The following is a 17,565-nucleotide window of genomic DNA, read 5'->3' on the forward strand; positions in this document are numbered from 1 at the left end:
CCGCGGCCGCCGCGCCGGGCGCGTCGCCGTCGCCCGCGGGGAGCGCTGCGCCCGCTGTGCCGGGCGCGCCGCCTTCGCAGCCGGCAGGGGAGCCAGCCGCAGCCACGCCGCCGGGCTTCGTCGAGGAGACGGGAGACGACGATGATGAAGGCGGCGGGATTCCGATCCCCGCGCCTCTCTTGAACGGCCTGCCCATGGGGCCGTCGTCGGCGACGCCGATCGCGGGCCCCGGCAAGAAGCCGCCGTCGGGCCCTGCGCCCGAGGCGCCCCCGGATGATCCGGGTGAGGAGTCCGAGGCTCATTGAACGCGGCGTGGACCGTTTGAGCAGAAACGAATCGCCGAAACCCGTGCAGCTCGCGCGAGCGGGGGAGAGCGTGCTCGAGGTGGAGGAGCCCGACCTCGTGATCTACCGCCTCGGTGGGAGCGTCGACGGGCCCCATCTCCGGGCGCTGCGCCGCGCGGAGGCCGAGTGGAGCGTGGGCAAGACGCACCTGCTCGCGCTGGTCGACATCTCGCGCATGGTCAGCTCGACCATGGACGCGCGCAGGGCGAGCACCGAGCCCGGGGTCGGCACGAGGAACCGCGTGATCGCGGTCGCGGGCGGGAACCGCTACACGCAGATGCTCGTCGACCTGACCATGCGCGCGGTGCGTCTGCTCACGCACAGCGACACGAACGTGCGGTTCTTCGGGGACGAGGCGACCGCGCGGGCCTGGCTCTACGCGCAGCGCGCCGAGCTCATGTCGAAGAAGGACTGAGCGCGCCCCATCCTGGTTCTGGGGACAAAACACCAAAACCCCCTGTCCTTCCGGAGAGGGGGTTTTGGGGACCGAGCGAAGAGCGATCAGCGCTTCGAGTACTGGAAGCGCTTGCGGGCGCCCGGCTGACCGTACTTCTTGCGCTCCTTCTTGCGCGCGTCGCGCGTCAGGAAGCCGGCGCGCTTCAGCGAGGCGCGGCGCTCCGGATCGGCGAGGCAGAGGGCGCGCGCGATGCCGTGGCGCATCGCCTCGGCCTGGGCGCTGTGTCCGCCGCCGGACACCGTGGCTTGCACGTCGTACTGGTCGACGAGCTCGAGGAGCTCGAGCGACTGACGCATGATCATCTGGTTGGTCTCGCGCACGAAGTAGTCGTTCGCGCCGCGAGCATTCACCGAGATCTTGCCGGAGCCCGGCGAGATCCACACGCGCGCGACGGCCGTCTTGCGCTTACCGGTAGCGTAGATGCGATTGTTCTCGGGCATGGATCGGCCTCAGTTCACGCAAGGGGCTGCGGCTTCTGCGCCGCATGGGGATGATCCGGTCCGGCGTACACCTTGAGCTTCGTGAGGAGCTCGCGGCCGAGGATGTTCTTCGGGAGCATGCCCTTGACCGCCTTCACGATCGGCAGCTCGGGCTTGCGCTCGAGCAGATGACCGTACGCCTCGGTCCGGAAGCCTCCCGGCTCACCGCTGTGCCGGACGTACTGCTTCTGCTCCAGCTTGCGTCCCGTGAGCGCCACCTTCTGGGCGTTCACGATGATCACGAAATCCCCCGTGTCGACGTGGGGCGTAAACGTGGGCTTGTTCTTGCCGCGCAGGATGGTCGCGACTTGCGAGGCGAGGCGGCCGAGGGGCTTGCCCTCCGCGTCGATCACCCACCACTTACGATCTGCGAGCGCCTGCGCAGGCTTCGCGCTGTACGACTTGGGGACTGGATTCATCGCTCGGACTCCGAGGGACACCGGCTAGCTGAAAGGGGCGCAACTTCTACAGGCGGGGTGGCGGTCTGTCAAGGATCGACGAGGGTAAAACCGCATCGGATCGTTCGTGATCCACCCATCGACTACCCGGCTACCCCACCGAAAAGTGCGTAAAACCCGCCGCGTTGACGGCAGGGTCACCCTTGGCCGACCTTGCTCGGACCCATGATTGCCTTCGAACCGACCGAAGACCAGCGGCTCATGCAGCAAGCCGTGGCGGAATTCGCGAAAGCCACGCTTCTGCCCCGGACACGCGAGCTGGAGCACGCGCGCGGCGTGCCCGAGGACATCCGGCGCACGGCCCACGAGATGGGCCTCGGGCTCGTCACGGCGCCCGAGGCCGCCGGAGGGCAGGGCCAAGGGCTCGTGACCTCCGTGCTGATCGAGGAGGAGCTCGGCGCAGCCGACGCAGCCGCGGCGTTCGGCCTCGCAGGGCCCGGCGCGTTCGGGCGCGCGGTGATCGAGCTCGACGGACCAGAGCGCGCCGCGGAGCTGCTCGCCGGCTTCGCGGACGAGGGCGGCTGGGACCGGTTCGGCGCGGTCGCGTGGAGCGAGCCCGCGCCGTGTCGCACGCACGAAGGTTTCGCCACGAGGGCCGAGCGGATCGACGAGGGGTACCGGATCACGGGGAAGAAGGCGTTCGTGGGGAACGCGGCGCTCGCCGATCGGTTCGTCGTGTTCGCGCAGGTGGAGCCGGACCGCGGGTGGGGCGGGATCGGCGCGTTCGTGGTGCGGCGTGACAACCCGGGGCTCCGCGCAGGGGAGCGGCACAAGACGCTCGGGCTCGACGCGGCGAGCTTCGGCGAGGTCGTGCTGGAAGGCGCCGTCGTGCGCGAGGCGGATCGGCTGCACGGCGATGGCAGCGAGGAGGGTTTTACCCGGGCGGCGCTGCGCTTCTTCGTGAAGCACGCGCTCGTCGTGGCGGCGCGGGCGGTGGGGCTCGCGCGCTTCGCGTTCGATCTCGCGCGAGAGCACTGCGACACGCGCGTCGCGTTCGGAAAGCCCATCGGCCACTTCCAGGCCGTCGCGTTCACGCTCGCGGATCGGGCGATGGACGTGGAGACGTCGCGCTGGCTCGTGTGGAAGGCGGCGGCGGCGTGGGACGCGGGGCTGCACGAGCGGGAGGCGCTGCTCGCGTCGGCGCGCGCGGCGGCGCACGCGTTCGAGGCGACGATGCGCACGGCGGACGACTGCGTGCAGCTCTTCGGCGGCTCGGGCTTCATCCGCGACCTCGTGGCCGAGAAGCTGATGCGCGACGCGAAGCAGCTCATGCTGGCGGCGCCGACGGCCGAGCAGCTCGATCAACTCGCGAGCGCGATCGAGCTCGGGCAGAAGCTCGACCCCGCGCTCGTGCTGCCCACCCCCGACACGCAGGCGATCTTCACCTGACGGACCGAACGAGGAGCCGACGATGATCGAATTTGCTTTGAGCAAGAAGCAACAGGAGCTGAAAGAGGCGCTCCACTCGCTCGGACGTCACGTGATCCGGCCGATGAGCCTCGACATGGATCGCAACAAGGAGGTGCCGGAGTCGTTCCTGCGCAACTTCATGATGATGTCGAGGGGCGTGCGCTCGGACGACATCGCGGAGTTCCACGAGGGCACGCCGCGCAAGGAGCGTGATCCGAGCAAGCCCTCCGAGTCGAACCGGACGGCGGTGATCGCGGCCGAGGAGCTCGCGTGGGCGGACGCGGCGATCCCGCTCAGCATGCCGGGTCCGGGGCTCGGCGCGCCGCCGGTGCGCGCGACGGGGACGCCGGAGCAGAAGAAGCGTTTCCTCGGGATGTTTCGCGACATGGACACGGGCCCGCTCAAGTGGGGCGCGTACGGTCTGACGGAGCCGGGCGCGGGCAGCGACGTCGCCGGCATCCGCACGAGCTGTCGCAAGGACGGGTCGCACTGGGTGCTGAACGGGCGCAAGTGCTACATCACGAACGGCGGTCGCGCGGTGTGGACCGTCATCTTCGCGACCGTGGATCCGTCGCTCGGGCGCGCGGGGCATCGCGCGTTCGTCGTGGAGAAGGGAACGCCCGGGTTCGAGGTCGGCAAGATCGAGGACAAGATGGGGCTTCGCGCGAACGAGACGGCGGAGCTCGTGCTCGAGGATTGCCGTGTGCCGGAAGAGAACCTGCTCGGCGGCGAGGAGGCGTATCGGACGAAGGAGGGCTTCATGACGGCGATGAAGACCTTCGACAACACGCGGCCGCTCGTGGCGGCGATGGCCGTGGGCATCGGGCGCGCGGCGTACGAGTACGCGCGCGACTTCGTGAAGCAGAACTACGTGCTCACGCGGCCGATCCCGAGGTACGCGGCGATCGCGGACAAGCTCGCGAAGATCGGGCGGCGACTCGAGGCGGCGCGGCTGCTCGTGCATCGCGCGACGTACCTCGCGGACATGAACATCCCGAACGCGAAGGAGGCGAGCATGTCGAAGGCCGCGGCGGGGCAGGCGGCGACGCTCGCGTGCATCGACGCGATCGAGATCTGCGGCGCGCACGGGACGCTCTCGAGCGAGCACGCGCTGCTCGAGAAGTGGTTCCGCGACATCAAGGTCTACGACATCTTCGAGGGCACCGGGAACATCCAGCGCGTGGTCATCTCGAAGCGGATCGTGTCGAACCTGAAATCGTTTTGACGTCAAAAGGTTGAGGCACAAAACAAGAAAGGGTCTGCCTGGTGGCAGACCCTTTCCCGTCCTTGCAGGGATGGCCCTTCGGCAAGGGAGACGAACGCGGGGGGTATGGGGGGCAGAGGAAGGCCCGAAATCGAGAGATTTCGGGCCGACCGGAGCCCCTCATGTTGGGCGGAGAGGGCGGGATTCGAACCCGCGGTACGTTGCCGTACACACGATTTCCAGTCGTGCACCTTCGACCACTCGGTCACCTCTCCAAGCGCACTCGTAACAACGCGCCGGCAGCTTGGGGCCATCGGCGCGCGTCACGTTTACGCTGGTCTGTGCGGAGAGAGCGGGATTCGAACCCGCGGTACCCGTGAGGGTACACCTGATTTCGAATCAGGCACCTTCGGCCTCTCGGTCACCTCTCCGCGGGCGAAGATGGCAAAAGGCGGCCGGCTGGTCAAGCATCGTCCGTCCTTGCCAACGAAGAAATGTCCAGCGTAAGCCTCGGGGCATGTTCCCGCTCTCCCTGAAGGCCCAGAAGGCCCGTGCGTTTGGCGCAGCCGCGCTCCTCGTGTCCCTCGTCGGTGCCGACCACGCGCATGCCCAGGCCGCACCGCCGGCCCAGCCGAAGAAGCCCCGACAGACCGGCGTCGACCTCTCGGCCTCGGTCGGCGGCGGCGTTCGCCTCGGCGACGCGCCCAACTTCCCGGTCACGCAGCGCGGCGGGGGCATGTTCGGCCTCGGGCTCGCCTACCTCCTGCACCCCATCTGGATCGGGCTCACGTACGAGCACGTGGGCCTCGGCCGCGAGGAGAGCGGCGTCGTCCCCTTCGGCGCCGTGCGCATCGCTCGCTCGACCGACACCGTGTGGGCCTCGCTCCGCGTGCGCCTCTCCGGACTCGAGCCCGTCGTGCCGTTCTTCGGCGCGGGTCTCGGCGCCGTGTGGCAAAGCGCGCACGCCGACGGCGTCTTCCTCATGGATGGAGGGCTGCGCGGCGGGCAGCCGTTCTCCTGCTCCGCGAGGGACAGCCTGAACCTCGGCATGCGCGTCGGCGCGGGCGTCGAGGTGCCGATCGGCAAGACCGTCTCGTTCACCGGCGAAGGATCGTTCGACGCCTATCGCCTCTCGAGCGAGGTCATCGAGGGCTGCGCGCCCGGCGCAGGCACGACGAACGCGCTCCTCTTTCGCGTGGGCCTGCTCTACCGCTTCGATCTCAGCGAGGGCCGCGACAAGCCGCTGCCCCCGACGAGCGCTCGTCACGTGCGGTAGTTCGGCGCCTCTTCGGTGATGATCACGTCGTGCACGTGGCTCTCGCGGAGCCCTTGCGACGTGATGCGCACGAAGCGCGCCTTCTGCCGGAGCTCGGCCACCGTCGCGCAGCCCGTGTAGCCCATGCCCGAGCGCAGGCCGCCGACGAGCTGGTAGACGATCGAGCCGAGCGAGCCGCGGTACGGCACGCGGCCCTCGATGCCCTCGGGCACGAGCTTTTCGTCGGCCGCGCCGCCCTGCCCGTAGCGATCCTTCGAGCCCTTGCGCATCGCGCCGAGCGACCCCATGCCGCGGTACACCTTGTAGCTGCGGCCCTGGTAGAGCACGAGGTCGCCGGGCGCCTCGTCCGTGCCCGCGAAGAGCGAGCCGACCATCACGCTCCACGCGCCCGCAGCGAGCGCCTTCGTCACGTCGCCCGAGTACTTGATGCCGCCGTCGGCGATGATCGGGATGCCGTGCCGATCGGCCACGCGCGCGCAGTCGGAGACGGCCGTGATCTGCGGGACGCCGACGCCCGCGACGACACGCGTCGTGCAGATGCTGCCCGGCCCGATGCCGACCTTCACCGCGTCCGCGCCCGCGTCGACGAGCGCCTCGACCGCCTCGGGCGTGGCCACGTTCCCGCCGACCACGTCGATGTGCGGGAAGCGGTGCTTCACGCGCTTCACGGTGTCGAGCACGCCGCGCGAGTGCCCGTGCGCCGTGTCCACGACGAGCACGTCGACGTTCGCCGCCGCGAGCGCCTCCGCGCGTTCGTCCGAGTCCGGGCCCGGGCCGAGCGCAGCGCCGACGCGCAGGCGGCCGGCTTCGTCCTTCAGCGCGTCGGGGTTTCGATCGGCCTGCAGGAGGTCCTTGATCGTGATGAGACCGATGAGCTTGCCGTTCTCCACGACGAGCAGTTTTTCGATGCGATGCGCGTGGAGCAGCTCCTTCGCGCGGTCGTTCGAGACGCCGGGCGGCACCGTCACGAGCTCGCGGGTCATGAGCGCGCTGACGGGTTGATCGAGGTTCTTCTCGAACCGGATGTCGCGCGCCGTCAGGATGCCGACGGGCTTGCCGCCTTCGACGACGGGCACGCCGCTGATGTCGTGCTCGTTCATCACGCCGAGCGCGTCGCGCAGCGACTGGTCGGGTCGCACCGTCACGGGCGCGGTGATCATGCCGCTCTCGGCGCGCTTGACGCGCTCGACCTCGCGCGCCTGCTGCGCGACCGTGAGGTTCTTGTGGATGATGCCGAGGCCGCCGGCGCGCGCCATGGCGATGGCGGTGCGTCCCTCGGTGACCGAGTCCATCGCCGCGCTCACGAGCGGGATGTTGAGCGGGATGCGGCGGCTGAAGCGCGCCCGCACGTCCACCTGGTTCGGCAGCACTTCGCTATAGGCCGGGACCAGGAGTACGTCGTCGAAGGTCAGGCATTCGCGGAGTTTGTCGTCGAGCATCACTTCCTCGGCAGGCGGCGGGTCTAGCGCGGCCCCGACGCGAACGCCACGGATCCGACGGCTTCCTTGTGTCGGTGCCCACGGCATAATGGTAAATATTTGTAAGAGCTGCGGAAAATGATCGGCCGAGCGTGCCTGTTTCCCGTGGGTCGGGTGGACGCGCGCGAGACGAGGCGAGCGGCGCGGCGCGGCTATTGAAAGCGGAACACCGCGCGCTTAGAAGGAAGATCCCTTGGCGGAACCGGATGCGGGGCTGCTCGCCCCCGGCAAGATCTTCCACGGCCATTACGAGGTCGTGCGTTGCGTCAGCACCGGCGCCATGGGCGCGGTCTACGAGGTCCTCGACCAGAAGACGCTCCGGCGTCGCGCCCTCAAGGTGATGCTGCCCGGCCTCGTCGGCAGCCCCGAGATGCGCGAGCGCTTCAAGCTCGAAGCCACGGTCACCGCCGACATCGTCAGCGAGCACATCGTCGAGACGTTCGACGCCGACGTCGATCAAGCGACCGGCGCCCCCTTCCTCGTGATGGAGCTCCTGCGCGGCGACGACCTCGCGAACGTGCTCGGCGACCGGGGAAAACTCTCGCCGCCCGAGATCGTCCTCGTGCTCTCGCAGGCCGCGCGCGCGCTCGACAAGACGCACGCCGCGGGCATCGTGCACCGCGATCTCAAGCCCGAGAACATCTTCATCACGTACCGCGACGACGGCACGCCCCGCATCAAGCTGCTCGATTTCGGCATCGCCAAGGTGCTCGCCTCTGGCCAGCACGGAGGCATGAAGCAGCAGACGATCAACCTCGGCACGCCGCCGTACATGTCGCCCGAGCAGATCCTTGGCGAAGGCACGATCGATCATCGCGCCGACCTCTACGCGCTCGCCCACATCGCCTACGCGCTGCTCGTCGGCGAGCCGTACTGGCTCGAAGACAGCCGCAAGCTCGAGTCGCTCTACACGCTGCTCTTGCACATCGTGGAGGGCGCGAAGGAGCCGGCCTCGGCGCGCGCGCGCCGCTACGGCGTCGAGCTGCCGCAGGCCTTCGATGCCTGGTTCGTCCGCGCGACCTGGCCCAAGCCGGAAGGGCGGTTCGCGAAAGCTTCCGACCTCGTCCTCGCCCTCGCGCAGGTGCTCGGCGTTCCGCTCGACGCGCGGCCGATGACGTCGACCGGCGACTGGGATCTCACGGCGACGGGGACCCGCAAGCTCGCGGGTGGGCTCTATCGTCCGCCGGTGCCCGGCGCGCCTTCGTCGGGGCCTGGCATGCCCGCGCCGGTGCCGCCGCTTCCGCCCGCGCCCGCGCTCCGGCCGTCGGGCGCGGCGCCGTACGGGCCGTACTCCAACGCGGCGATGGCGACCCCGGTCGCGCCGCACGCGAAGAAGTCGAACCGCAAGGCGATCGGGGCCGTGCTGCTCGTCGCGTTCGTCGTGGGCATCGGCGTCGCGGCGATCGTCCTGTACCTCTCCGCGCCGGGCAGCGCGACGGCCGCGGGCGGCGTCGCCCCGACCGTCGCGCCCACCGTCGCCGCGGCGACGCCCGAGGCCCGCGCACCTTCGAGCGCCGCGACGGCGGAGGCGCCTCCCGCGGCGACGACCGCGTCACCTGCGCCCTCCTCGGCGAGCGCCATCACGCCGGCGGCCGCGACCACGGGCAAATCGGTGAGCCCGACGCCGACCACGAAGACGAACGCCGCGTCCAAGGCAGGCACGACGAAGAAGCAAACCGGGTATGATCCGCTCCGTGAGCTCTGAGCCACGCGGACCCCTCGCGCCTTCGTGCCCAGACGTCGCTCGCTCCCCGCGGAACATCCGCTCGGCGGGCGCGTTTCGTGCGCGCGTCGGATCCGTGCTCGCCACGTGTCTCGTCGCGCCGCTCGTCCTCGCGCCGGTGAGGGCCGCGCAGGCGCAGAGCGCGTCGGTCCCCGATCCCGCGGCCGCCGCGCTCTTCCAGGCGGGCCGGGATCTGCTCGATCGCGGCAACTGGAAGGAGGGCTGCGCCAAGTTCGAGGCGAGCATGATCCTCTACCCCGCCGCGAGCACGCTGCTCAACATGGCGCGATGTTACGAGCACGAAGGAAAGCTCGCGCTCGCGTGGTCGGCGTACCAGCGCGCGCTCGTGCTCAACCGCGAGACGCAAGGGGAGGAGCGCAAGCGCGCGCTCGAGGACGTGGCGCGCAAGGGGCTCACGAAGATCGAGCCGCGCCTGCCGCGCATCAAGATCGCCGTGAGCGGCGGCGCGCCCCCGGGCCTGCGCATCACGCACAACGGCAAGGACGTGCCCGTCGCGATGCTCGGCACGATCCTCCCCGTGGATCCCGGCCCGCAGTCGATCAGCGCCGACGCGCCCGGCTACGAGCCGTTCACGCAGACCGTGGAGGTCGCCGAGGGCAAGGTCGTCGACGTCGCGATCGCGCTGCGCACCGACGAGGAGGCCGCGGGCGGCCGGCGCATCCCGATCTGGGCGTGGGCGGCCGGAGGCGCGGGCGTCGTGCTGCTCGCGGGCGCCGCGGCGTTCCGGATCGATCAGGCGTACGTCGAGGGCAAGCAGTCCGGCATCTGCGGCGGCGACGTCACGAAGCACTGTCCCTCGCAGGCCGTGTACGACGCCGCGGACGACAACGCGCGCAAGAACCGCGACAACGCCCTCTTCATCGGGCTCGGCATGGGAGGCGTGGCCGCGCTCTCGGCGGCCGTCGTCGGGTTCGTCACGGCGCCGAAGACGGGCGCGCCGCGCACGGCGAAGCTCACGACGTGGCCGTGGGTCGGCCCGGACGGCGCGGGCGCGGGGATCGGAGGTCGTTTCTGATGAAGCGCGCGAACCTCGCTCGGCTCGGCATCACGCTCGCGACGGCGATCGCCTCCTTCGGCTGCGCCGCGCCGGACGCCGTTCCCGGCGACGGAGGCGGCGGCAACACGGGGCCCACGACGGGACCGGGCGGCCCTTCGACCGTCGTCGGGACCGACGTCTCGTGGGCTCGGACCTTCGGCGACGCGGCGGCCGCCCCGCAACGCGCCCGCGACGTCTCGTTCGATCCGAAGAGCAACGAGCTCGTGGTGACCATCGAGTTCACCTCGATGCTCGACGTCGTCGGACTGCCCATGACGCCGCTCATGACCACGGGCGGGACCGACGGGCTCGTCCTTCGCTACCCGGCGGACGGCGACGTCCCGCGCTGGGGCGCGCGTGTCGGCGGCACCGGCGAGCAGGCCAGCGTCTCGGCCGCGATCGACGTCGCGGGCAACGTCGTCGTCGCCGGCGCCTTCCAGGGCAACCTCGATCTCGCGGGCACGCAGCTCAACGCGGCCGGCGTCGACGTGTTCCTCGCGAAGCTCAATCCGGAGGGCAAGGCGCTCTGGGTCAAGCAGTTCGGCGACGGGGACATCCAGATCGCGACGGACGTCGCCGTCGACGACGAGGGCAACATCATCGTCGTCGGGTACGCCAAGGGCGCGATCGATTTCGGCCTGGGCCCCGTCACGCCCGTATCCGACCAGGACCTCTTCGTCGCCAAGTTCGATCCCGGGGGCACCAACGTCTGGGCCATCCGCCCGGGCCGCGCCGCGGACCTCAACTACTTCAACCCGACGATCGCCGTCACGCACGTGGGCGAGGGCAAGGTCGCGGTGACCGGCGGCTCCGAGGGGCTGCTCGCGTTTCCGCCGCTCGCGCTCACGGCGAAGGGGCAGGGGGACGCGTTCCTCGTCGTCATCGACGCCGAGGGCAAGGCGGTGTGGGGCGAGTCGTACGGCGCGATGGGCACCCGGCAACGGGGCTACAGCGTCGCGGCCGGCAGGGCCGGCGAGGTCGTGATGACCGGGGACATGTCGGGCACCGTGAACTTCGGCGGCGTCGATCTCGAGAGCGGCGGCGGCGCCGACATGTTCGTCGCCCTCTACGACCCCGCGGGCAAACATCGCTGGAGCCGTCGCTTCGGAGGCGCCGCCACGCAGAGCGGGCGCGGCGTCGCGATCGACGGCGACGGCAACGTCCTCGTGACGGGCATCTACGCGGGCGCGCTCGAGTTTTTCGGCGAAAACGCGTTCGTGAACGTCGACGTCGCGGACTCGGCCTGGGACGGCTTCGCCACGAAGCTCGATCCGACGGGGAAGGTCGTCTGGGCCGTGAGCTTGAGCGGACCGCAGCAGCAGTTCCCTGCTTCGATCGTTGCCCTCTCGGATGGCAGTGCCGTCGTATCCGGCTGGTACGAGACCGAGCTCTCGCCGAGCGGTTCTCAGACGCTCCCGGGCACGGGCGACGCGGACGGCTTCATCCTCTCGCTCGCGCCGTGACGCGGATCTTCCCGGCTGGCCCCTCGTCGAGCCGGCCCACGATCGCCCGCGCCGGCGTGCCGCGCGCTTCGAGCTCGGCGACGAGCTGATCGACGCGCGACGGCTCCACCGCGATGAGCAACCCGCCCGAGGTCTGCGCGTCGGAGAGCACGAGCTCGGCGGGTTTGTCGATCCCGTCCTCGTACGTCACGTGGTCCTTGAGGAAGCGCCAGTTCGCGTGTGTCCCGCCGGGCGCGATGCCTTCGCGCACGTAGGTCCACGCCTCCTCCACGACGGGCACCGCGTCGAGCCACACCGTCGCGCCGCAGCCGCTCGCGGCCACCACGTTCCGCAGATGCCCGAGCAGCCCGAAGCCCGTCACGTCCGTCGCCGCGTGCGCAGACGCGGCCGTCATCGCCTCGCAGGCTGCGCGGTTCAGCGTCGACATCAGCCGGATCGCCTTCCCGATCGCGCCGAGCGTATCCTTGTTCTGCTTCGCCGCCGTCGTCAGGATCCCGATCCCGAGCGGCTTCGTCAGCACGAGCAGGTCGCCCGGACGACCTCCCGCGTTCGACACCACGCGATCCGGATGCACCACGCCCGTCACGGCGAGCCCGTAGATCGGCTCGTCCGTCTTGATCGTATGACCACCAACGAGATCGATCCCCGCCTCGCGCGCCTTCTCGGCGCCGCCGCGCAGGATCTCCGCGAGGATCGAGGCGTCGAGCGTGTCGTCGGGGAAGCCCACGAGGTTCAGCGCGGTCAGCGGCCTGCCGCCCATCGCGTACACGTCGCTGAGCGCGTTCGTCGCGGCGACCGCGCCGAAGTCGTACGGATCGTCCACGACGGGCGTGAAGAAGTCCGTCGTCAGCACGAGCGCCGTGTCCGCGGAGAGCCGGTAGACGGCCGCGTCGTCCGCGGTGCTCGTCCCGATCATCACGTTCGGATCGCTGATCGGCGGCAGCCCTCGGAGGAGCGGGAACAGGTAGCCGGGCGGATGTTTCGCTGCGCAGCCGGCGCGCTTGGCGACCTGCGTGAGCCGTACGGTCATGGTTCGTCCCTCGATGTCCCTAGGATGTGGGAATGGGATGCACCCCGTCGCGGATCCAGCCCTCGCTGATGTTCCGGAACGACGCCTCCGTGCCGAGCCCGGCCATCACCGAGGCGAGGCCCCATTGCAGGCGGTTCACGAACGTGAAGTCCTGCGGCATCTTCGGCACGTGCGGGATGTTCGGGATTGCCTCGCCTTGCTTGAAGGCCAGGCTCTTGATGCCGCGCGCGAGGTACTGCACCGTCTCGCGTGATTTCTCGCGCGAGCAGACCCAGGTGCCCTTCGTCGTGAGCGGCATCATGAGCTCCATCGTGTAGCTCCGGTAGAGATCCCAGGTCTCGTCGTTCGGATCGTAGCCGAGCACCTCGATGCACGCGCGATCGAACTCGACCCAGTCGTTGTCGAGCGCGGCGCGCATGTACCGCTTCATGTCGTTCACGAGATCGGCCGGCAGCATCTTCACGCAGCCGAAATCCAGGAACCAGACGCGCCCGTCGGGCAGGAAGCGGTAGTTGCCCGGGTGCGGATCGGCGTAGAGCACGCCGTAGCGGAGCATCGACCGGAACGTGAAGCGCCAGATCGCCTCGCCGGCGCGGTTGCGCGCCTCCTGGCTGCCTTCCTTGCAGAAGTCGGCGTACGGCGCGCCGTCGGCGAAGCTCGTGGTGATCACGCGCCTCGTCGTGAGCGAGTGATGCACCTCGGGGATCAGGATGTCCGGCACGTCCGTGTTGAGACGGCGGAAGAGGTCGGCCATCTCGGCCTCGCGCCCGTAGTCGAGCTCGGACATGAAGACGCTCCGGATCTCGTCGAGCGCCTGCTTCGCGTGGAGCTTGCGCGAGAGCGGCGCGATCATCGTCTCGAGCAGCGCGATGCTCTTCAGGTCGTTCTCGATCGCCTTGTCGATGCCGGGGTATTGCACCTTCACGGCCACGCGCGCGCCCGACTTCGTGACGGCGCGGTGCACCTGACCGATGCTCGCCGCGGCGAACGGCTCGCGCTCCCACTCCGCGAAGACCTCCTCGGGTGGCGCGCCGAGCTCGGTCTTTATCATCTGCGCCGCGGACTCGGCCGAGAGCGGCGGCGCCTTGTCTTGCAGCTTCTTCAGCGCAGCCTGGAATTTGTCCTCGTGACCGGGCGGGGCGAGGCCGTCGATGTAGCTCGCCATCTGACCGAGCTTCAGGGGCAGGCCTTTCATCTCGCCGAGCGTCTTCAGCATGGCCTCGGCGGTCTTCTTGACCTCGGCGGCCATGCGTTCTTTCGCCGCGGCCTCCTCGTCCTCGGTGCGAGGGCTCTTCGAAAGCGCGCGTTTCGCGCCTTCGAGGGCGAAGGGGATGGAGCGCGGCGCGAGGCTCGCGAGCCTCGCGATCCGGCCGAGCCGGGAGGTCGGCGGCTTGTCCTTGGGCTTTTCGTCGGCCATGCGGGGGCGCGGCGCCTTGGGGCGCTGCACCGTTACTTGGGCTTGGTCGACCAGCATCGTCAAGGGATATGGCCCCTCGCGCCGAGGAAATCATGCCGTAGACGGCCAAAGGCCCGCCGCGCTACCGTCGCACCCTCGTGAGCGGGCGCGCATGGGCCCGTGAACCGAGGAGCTCCCGATGAAGCCTGCCCTTCTGGTCATCGACGTACAGAAGCAATTTTTCGACGAAAGCCCCGAGACGGCTCGCTCGCTGAACGCCGCGATCGAGTACATCAATGCGGCCATCGCGCTTTTTCGCGCGAAAAACCTGCCCGTCATCTGCGTGCAGGACGTGGACGAAGAGGACAAACGGGTCCCGGGCGCCCCGAGCTTCGACGTGCCCGAGAGCGTGAAGGTCCTCCCGTCGGACCTGCACATTCACAAGACGTACGGCAATTCGTTCAACAAGACGCCCCTCGCGGGCGCTCTGCGCGAGCTCGGCGTCGACACCGTCATCCTCACCGGGTATTGCGCCGAGTATTGCGTGCTTTCCACCTATCGCGGCGCGCAGGATCACGACTTCACGCCGATCGTCCTTCGTGGCTCGCTCGCGAGCGGCGTCGCGGAGAACATTGCCTTCGTGGAGCGCATCGGCGACGTCATCTCGTATGGCGCGCTCCGGCGCGTGCTCGGCTGATCACGCGCCGCTCGACGACGTGGACGGGCCCGCGCGATCTCGGGTAAAACGGACGGCATGCGCGTCCTTCCTCCGGCCTTCCTCGCCGCGCTCCTCGCCTCGGCGTGCTCCTCGGCGCCTCCGCCTCCGCCTCCTGAGCCCGTGGCCTCGTCCGCGCCTCTGCCCCCGTCCGCGGCGCCCTCTGCGTCGGCGCCTGCGCCTGCGGGGCCGCCCGTCGCGGCCGTGAAGGAGACCCGGGACGAATATTTCGGCAAGGAGATCCTCGATCCTTATCGGTGGATGGAGACCGATTCGCCCGAGTTTTCCGCCTGGATGAAGGGGCAATCGGATCACACGCGCAAGGTCCTCGACGCGATCGAGGTCCAGGCCCGGCTCCGTGCGCGTGTGCGGGAGCTCGACAATGCGGGGGCCCGCGTCGCCAACGTCCAGCGCTGGGGCGGCAAGACGTTCTCCTTGGAGGCCGAGCCCGGCCGCGACAATTACAAGCTCTACGTCCGCGAGGGCCTCTTCGCGGACAAACGCCTCCTCGTCGACCCCGAGGCGCTCTCGAAGGACGGCGCCCACGTCTCGATCGATTATTACAGCCCGTCCTACGACGCGAAATACGTCGCCTATGGCCTCTCCCAGGGCGGCTCCGAGATGAGCTCCATCCACGTGCTGGAGACCACGACGGGCAAGGAGCTATCGGACGTCATCGACCGGGCGCGTTATGCGAACGTCTCCTGGCTCGACGGCAAATCGTTCCTCTACAAGCGGGGCCGCAAGCTCCCGGAGGGCGCGCCCGCCACGGAGCGATTCACGAAGGCCCGCGTCCATTTGCACGTCCTCGGCCAGGATCCCGAAAAGGACGAGCCGCTCTTCGGCTCGGGCGTTTCGTCCGAGATCCCCGTGCCCGACGAAGCGTTCCCGCTCCCCTACGCGCCCGCGTCGAGCCCGTACGCGTTCGTCAGCCTGGAACACGGCGTGCAGCCGGAAGTATCGCTCTATTACGCGCCGAAAAAATCTCTCAAAGGCGCGAAAACGCCCTGGAAAAAGCTCGTCGATTCGAAGGACGAGATCACCGGATTCGAAATCCACGGCGACGACCTCTTCCTCGTCTCGCACCACGGCGCCTCCCGCTCGAAGGTCCTCCGTACGAGCCTCAAAAAGCCCGATCTCGCGAAGGCGGCGGAGGTCGTCCCGGCGAGCGAGGCCGTCGTCTCCTGGATCGGCGCCGCGAAGGACGCGCTTTACGTGCGCAAGCTCGACGGCGGCATCGGCCGCCTCTTTCGCGTGCCGTTCGATAAGGGCAAACCCGAGCCGGTCGAGCTCGGTGGGGAGGGCTCGGTGCGCGGGTTCGTCACGGAGGCGTCGATCCCCGGCGCCCTCGTCCGCCTCGACGCGTGGACCGCGGCGCCGCGGATGCTCGCGTTCGATCCCGCGAAGAAATCGGCCGAGGTCACGCCGATCATTCCGCCCTCGTCCGTCGTCTTCAAGGACATCGTCGCCACGGAGACGAAAGCGAAGAGCGCGGACGGCACGCTCGTGCCGCTTTCCATCATTCATGCGAAGGACCTGCCGCGCGACGGGAAGAACCCCACGTACCTCAATGGCTACGGCTCGTATGGTTCGGTCTACGAGCCCTCGTTCGAGCCGATGAACCTCGCCTGGCTCGAGCGCGGCGGCATCGTGGCCGTCTGCCACGTCCGCGGCGGCGGCGAATACGGGGAGGACTGGCACCGCGCGGGCAAGCTCGCGACGAAGCCGAACACGATCGCCGATTTCGTGGCGTGCGCCGAGCACCTCGTGGCCGAGAAGTGGACCTCGCCCGCGCACCTCGCCGGACAGGGCACGAGCGCCGGCGGCATCATGATCGGCGGCGCGATCGTCCGCCGGCCCGATCTCTTCGGCGCCGCCGTGATCCGCGTGGGCATGGTGAACGCCCTGCGATTCGAGCAGATCCCGATCGGACCCTTCAACACGGGCGAGTTCGGCACGGTCACCACGAAAGAGGGCTTCGACATGCTGCTCGCGATCGACGCGTATCACGCGGTGGAGAGAGGCAAAAAGTACCCCGCGGTGCTCCTCACGACGGGCATCACCGATCCGCGCGTCTCGCCCTGGCAAATGGCGAAGATGGCGGCGAAGTTGCAAGCCGTGCGCGGGGAAAACCCGATCCTGTTGCGGGTCGATTACGGCTCGGGACACGGGAACGGCTCGACGAAGACGCAACGCGAGGAGGAGCTCGCGGACGTGTTTTCGTTCCTGACCTGGAGGATCGGGCGGAAATGATTCGTCGTCCTGGCACGTCCGACATCAAAGCCGTCTTCGCCGTCGAGCGTGACGTCTTCGGCACGCACGTCTATCCGGACTTCTTCTTCCGACAGGCCCTCGACCTCTGGGGCGATACGTTTTTCGTGGCCGACGGCGAAAACGGCGCGCTCGACGGCTACGTCATCGGCGCCCCGTCCCACGAGCCCGGCGTGATGTGGGTGCTTTCCCTCGCCGTTCGAGGCGCGTCCCGGGGGCGCGGTATTGGCAAAGCGCTGATGCAGGAGGTCCTCGCGGCCATGAAGGCCCGGGGCGTGGCCTCGGCCAAGCTCACGGTGCACCCGGACAATCGGGCCGTGACGCTCTACCAGAACCTCGGCTTCGAGGTCATCACGAAGGACCCGAATTACTTCGGCGAGAACGATCCCCGGCTCGTCATGGAGCTCCGCTTCACGGGAGCACCTCGATCGAATCCGGCGTGAGAATGGGCAGCTCGCCTTGAATGAGGCATTGCTCTTGCGGCCCGCACTTGTGAATCCGGAGCTTGCCCCGCACCCGCACGCGTTTCCCCACCATCGTCGTCCGCCAATCGCGGCCGAGCTTCTCTCCCAGCACGTCGTCCGGGAGAAGCACGTCGGCGACCGCGCCGAACCCCTTGCTCTTGTAAAGCTCCCCCTCGCGTGTCTCGACGCCCTCTTCCGTCCGCTGCGGATTGGACGCGGCCTTTGGCTCCTCGGCCGCCACCGGGGGCGGATTCGTCGCCTCGCGACAGCCCGGCGTGAACACGATCCCGAAAGCCACGAAGCACAGGGCGAAACGGCGTGAAACGGCGCGCATGAAACA

16 protein-coding genes, 2 tRNA genes and 1 pseudogene are annotated in these 17,565 nt (G+C 69.2%); 11 read left to right on the forward strand and 8 right to left on the reverse strand.

The window, feature by feature from the left end; translation table 11 throughout:
* Together QHF83_RS29980 and QHF83_RS29985 are read left to right on the forward strand one after the other, a co-directional pair.
* Nucleotides 1–305 (forward strand): annotated as a pseudogene (locus tag QHF83_RS29980) (hypothetical protein); the annotation flags it as partial.
* A 43-nt stretch (nt 306–348) separates the two neighbouring features.
* Nucleotides 349–759, forward strand: coding sequence for a hypothetical protein (locus QHF83_RS29985; RefSeq protein WP_282421405.1), 411 nt, complete (start codon nt 349–351; stop codon nt 757–759).
* Nucleotides 760–845: 86 nt separating this feature from the next.
* Here QHF83_RS29985 and rpsI read toward each other — a convergent pair whose 3' ends face one another.
* Both rpsI and rplM read right to left on the reverse strand, forming a co-directional pair.
* On the reverse strand, nt 846–1,241 hold the full coding sequence (gene rpsI / locus QHF83_RS29990) for a 30S ribosomal protein S9 (protein WP_136927400.1): 396 nt from the start codon (nt 1,239–1,241) through the stop codon (nt 846–848).
* A gap of 14 nt (nt 1,242–1,255) precedes the next feature.
* Nucleotides 1,256–1,699, reverse strand: a complete 444-nt coding sequence (gene rplM, locus QHF83_RS29995) for a 50S ribosomal protein L13 (protein WP_282421406.1) — start codon at nt 1,697–1,699, stop codon at nt 1,256–1,258.
* Between the two features lie 204 nt (nt 1,700–1,903).
* On the opposite strand from rplM, the gene QHF83_RS30000 reads away from it, so the two are divergent.
* Both QHF83_RS30000 and QHF83_RS30005 read left to right on the forward strand, forming a co-directional pair.
* Complete coding sequence (locus QHF83_RS30000; protein WP_282421407.1) at nt 1,904–3,127, forward strand: acyl-CoA dehydrogenase family protein; 1,224 nt, start codon at nt 1,904–1,906, stop codon at nt 3,125–3,127.
* A 22-nt stretch (nt 3,128–3,149) separates the two neighbouring features.
* Nucleotides 3,150–4,373, forward strand: a complete 1,224-nt coding sequence (locus QHF83_RS30005; protein WP_282421408.1) for an acyl-CoA dehydrogenase family protein — start codon at nt 3,150–3,152, stop codon at nt 4,371–4,373.
* Nucleotides 4,374–4,542: 169 nt separating this feature from the next.
* Here QHF83_RS30005 and QHF83_RS30010 read toward each other — a convergent pair.
* Nucleotides 4,543–4,627: transfer RNA gene (locus QHF83_RS30010), tRNA-Ser, on the reverse strand.
* Nucleotides 4,628–4,696: 69 nt separating this feature from the next.
* Nucleotides 4,697–4,783: transfer RNA gene (locus tag QHF83_RS30015), tRNA-Ser, on the reverse strand.
* 86 nt (nt 4,784–4,869) lie between these two features.
* On the opposite strand from QHF83_RS30015, the gene QHF83_RS30020 reads away from it, so the two are divergent.
* Nucleotides 4,870–5,628: a hypothetical protein gene (locus QHF83_RS30020; RefSeq protein WP_282421409.1), complete on the forward strand. Its 759-nt coding sequence runs from the start codon at nt 4,870–4,872 to the stop codon at nt 5,626–5,628.
* Here QHF83_RS30020 and guaB read toward each other — a convergent pair.
* On the reverse strand, nt 5,616–7,067 hold the full coding sequence (gene guaB, locus QHF83_RS30025) for an IMP dehydrogenase (protein ID WP_282421410.1): 1,452 nt from the start codon (nt 7,065–7,067) through the stop codon (nt 5,616–5,618). The two genes, QHF83_RS30020 and guaB, sit on opposite strands and share 13 nt — an antisense overlap.
* A gap of 232 nt (nt 7,068–7,299) precedes the next feature.
* On the opposite strand from guaB, the gene QHF83_RS30030 reads away from it, so the two are divergent.
* From QHF83_RS30030 to QHF83_RS30040, 3 genes are all read left to right on the forward strand, one after another.
* On the forward strand, nt 7,300–8,811 hold the full coding sequence (locus QHF83_RS30030) for a serine/threonine-protein kinase (RefSeq protein WP_282421411.1): 1,512 nt from the start codon (nt 7,300–7,302) through the stop codon (nt 8,809–8,811).
* A 94-nt stretch (nt 8,812–8,905) separates the two neighbouring features.
* On the forward strand, nt 8,906–9,865 hold the full coding sequence (locus QHF83_RS30035) for a hypothetical protein (RefSeq protein ID WP_282421412.1): 960 nt from the start codon (nt 8,906–8,908) through the stop codon (nt 9,863–9,865).
* On the forward strand, nt 9,865–11,349 hold the full coding sequence (locus QHF83_RS30040; protein ID WP_282421413.1) for an SBBP repeat-containing protein: 1,485 nt from the start codon (nt 9,865–9,867) through the stop codon (nt 11,347–11,349). The genes QHF83_RS30035 and QHF83_RS30040 overlap by 1 nt, the downstream gene beginning before the upstream one ends.
* Here QHF83_RS30040 and selD read toward each other — a convergent pair.
* Both selD and QHF83_RS30050 read right to left on the reverse strand, forming a co-directional pair.
* Nucleotides 11,327–12,379: a selenide, water dikinase SelD gene (gene selD, locus QHF83_RS30045; RefSeq protein WP_282421414.1), complete on the reverse strand. Its 1,053-nt coding sequence runs from the start codon at nt 12,377–12,379 to the stop codon at nt 11,327–11,329. The genes QHF83_RS30040 and selD overlap by 23 nt on opposite strands.
* Nucleotides 12,380–12,398: 19 nt before the next feature.
* Nucleotides 12,399–13,853 (reverse strand): AarF/ABC1/UbiB kinase family protein, encoded by a 1,455-nt coding sequence (locus tag QHF83_RS30050; protein WP_282421415.1) that lies wholly within the window; start codon nt 13,851–13,853, stop codon nt 12,399–12,401.
* A 121-nt stretch (nt 13,854–13,974) separates the two neighbouring features.
* Between QHF83_RS30050 and QHF83_RS30055 the strand changes: the two genes are divergently transcribed.
* From QHF83_RS30055 to QHF83_RS30065, 3 genes are read left to right on the forward strand one after another with little or no spacing between them, the layout of a single operon-like run.
* Nucleotides 13,975–14,472, forward strand: a complete 498-nt coding sequence (locus QHF83_RS30055; protein WP_282421416.1) for an isochorismatase family cysteine hydrolase — start codon at nt 13,975–13,977, stop codon at nt 14,470–14,472.
* Between the two features lie 57 nt (nt 14,473–14,529).
* A complete protein-coding gene (locus QHF83_RS30060; protein ID WP_282421417.1) occupies nt 14,530–16,743 on the forward strand; it encodes a prolyl oligopeptidase family serine peptidase in 2,214 nt (737 codons plus the stop codon).
* Complete coding sequence (locus QHF83_RS30065) at nt 16,740–17,204, forward strand: N-acetyltransferase (RefSeq protein ID WP_282421418.1); 465 nt, start codon at nt 16,740–16,742, stop codon at nt 17,202–17,204. Before QHF83_RS30060 ends, QHF83_RS30065 begins: the two co-directional genes overlap by 4 nt.
* Here the strand turns inward: QHF83_RS30065 and QHF83_RS30070 are convergent.
* Complete coding sequence (locus QHF83_RS30070; protein ID WP_282421419.1) at nt 17,173–17,559, reverse strand: hypothetical protein; 387 nt, start codon at nt 17,557–17,559, stop codon at nt 17,173–17,175. The genes QHF83_RS30065 and QHF83_RS30070 overlap by 32 nt on opposite strands.
* Between the last annotated feature and the right edge of the window lie 6 nt (nt 17,560–17,565).

The organism is Polyangium sp. 15x6 (genome assembly GCF_029960785.1).
GTDB lineage: Bacteria > Myxococcota_A > Polyangia > Polyangiales > Polyangiaceae > Polyangium.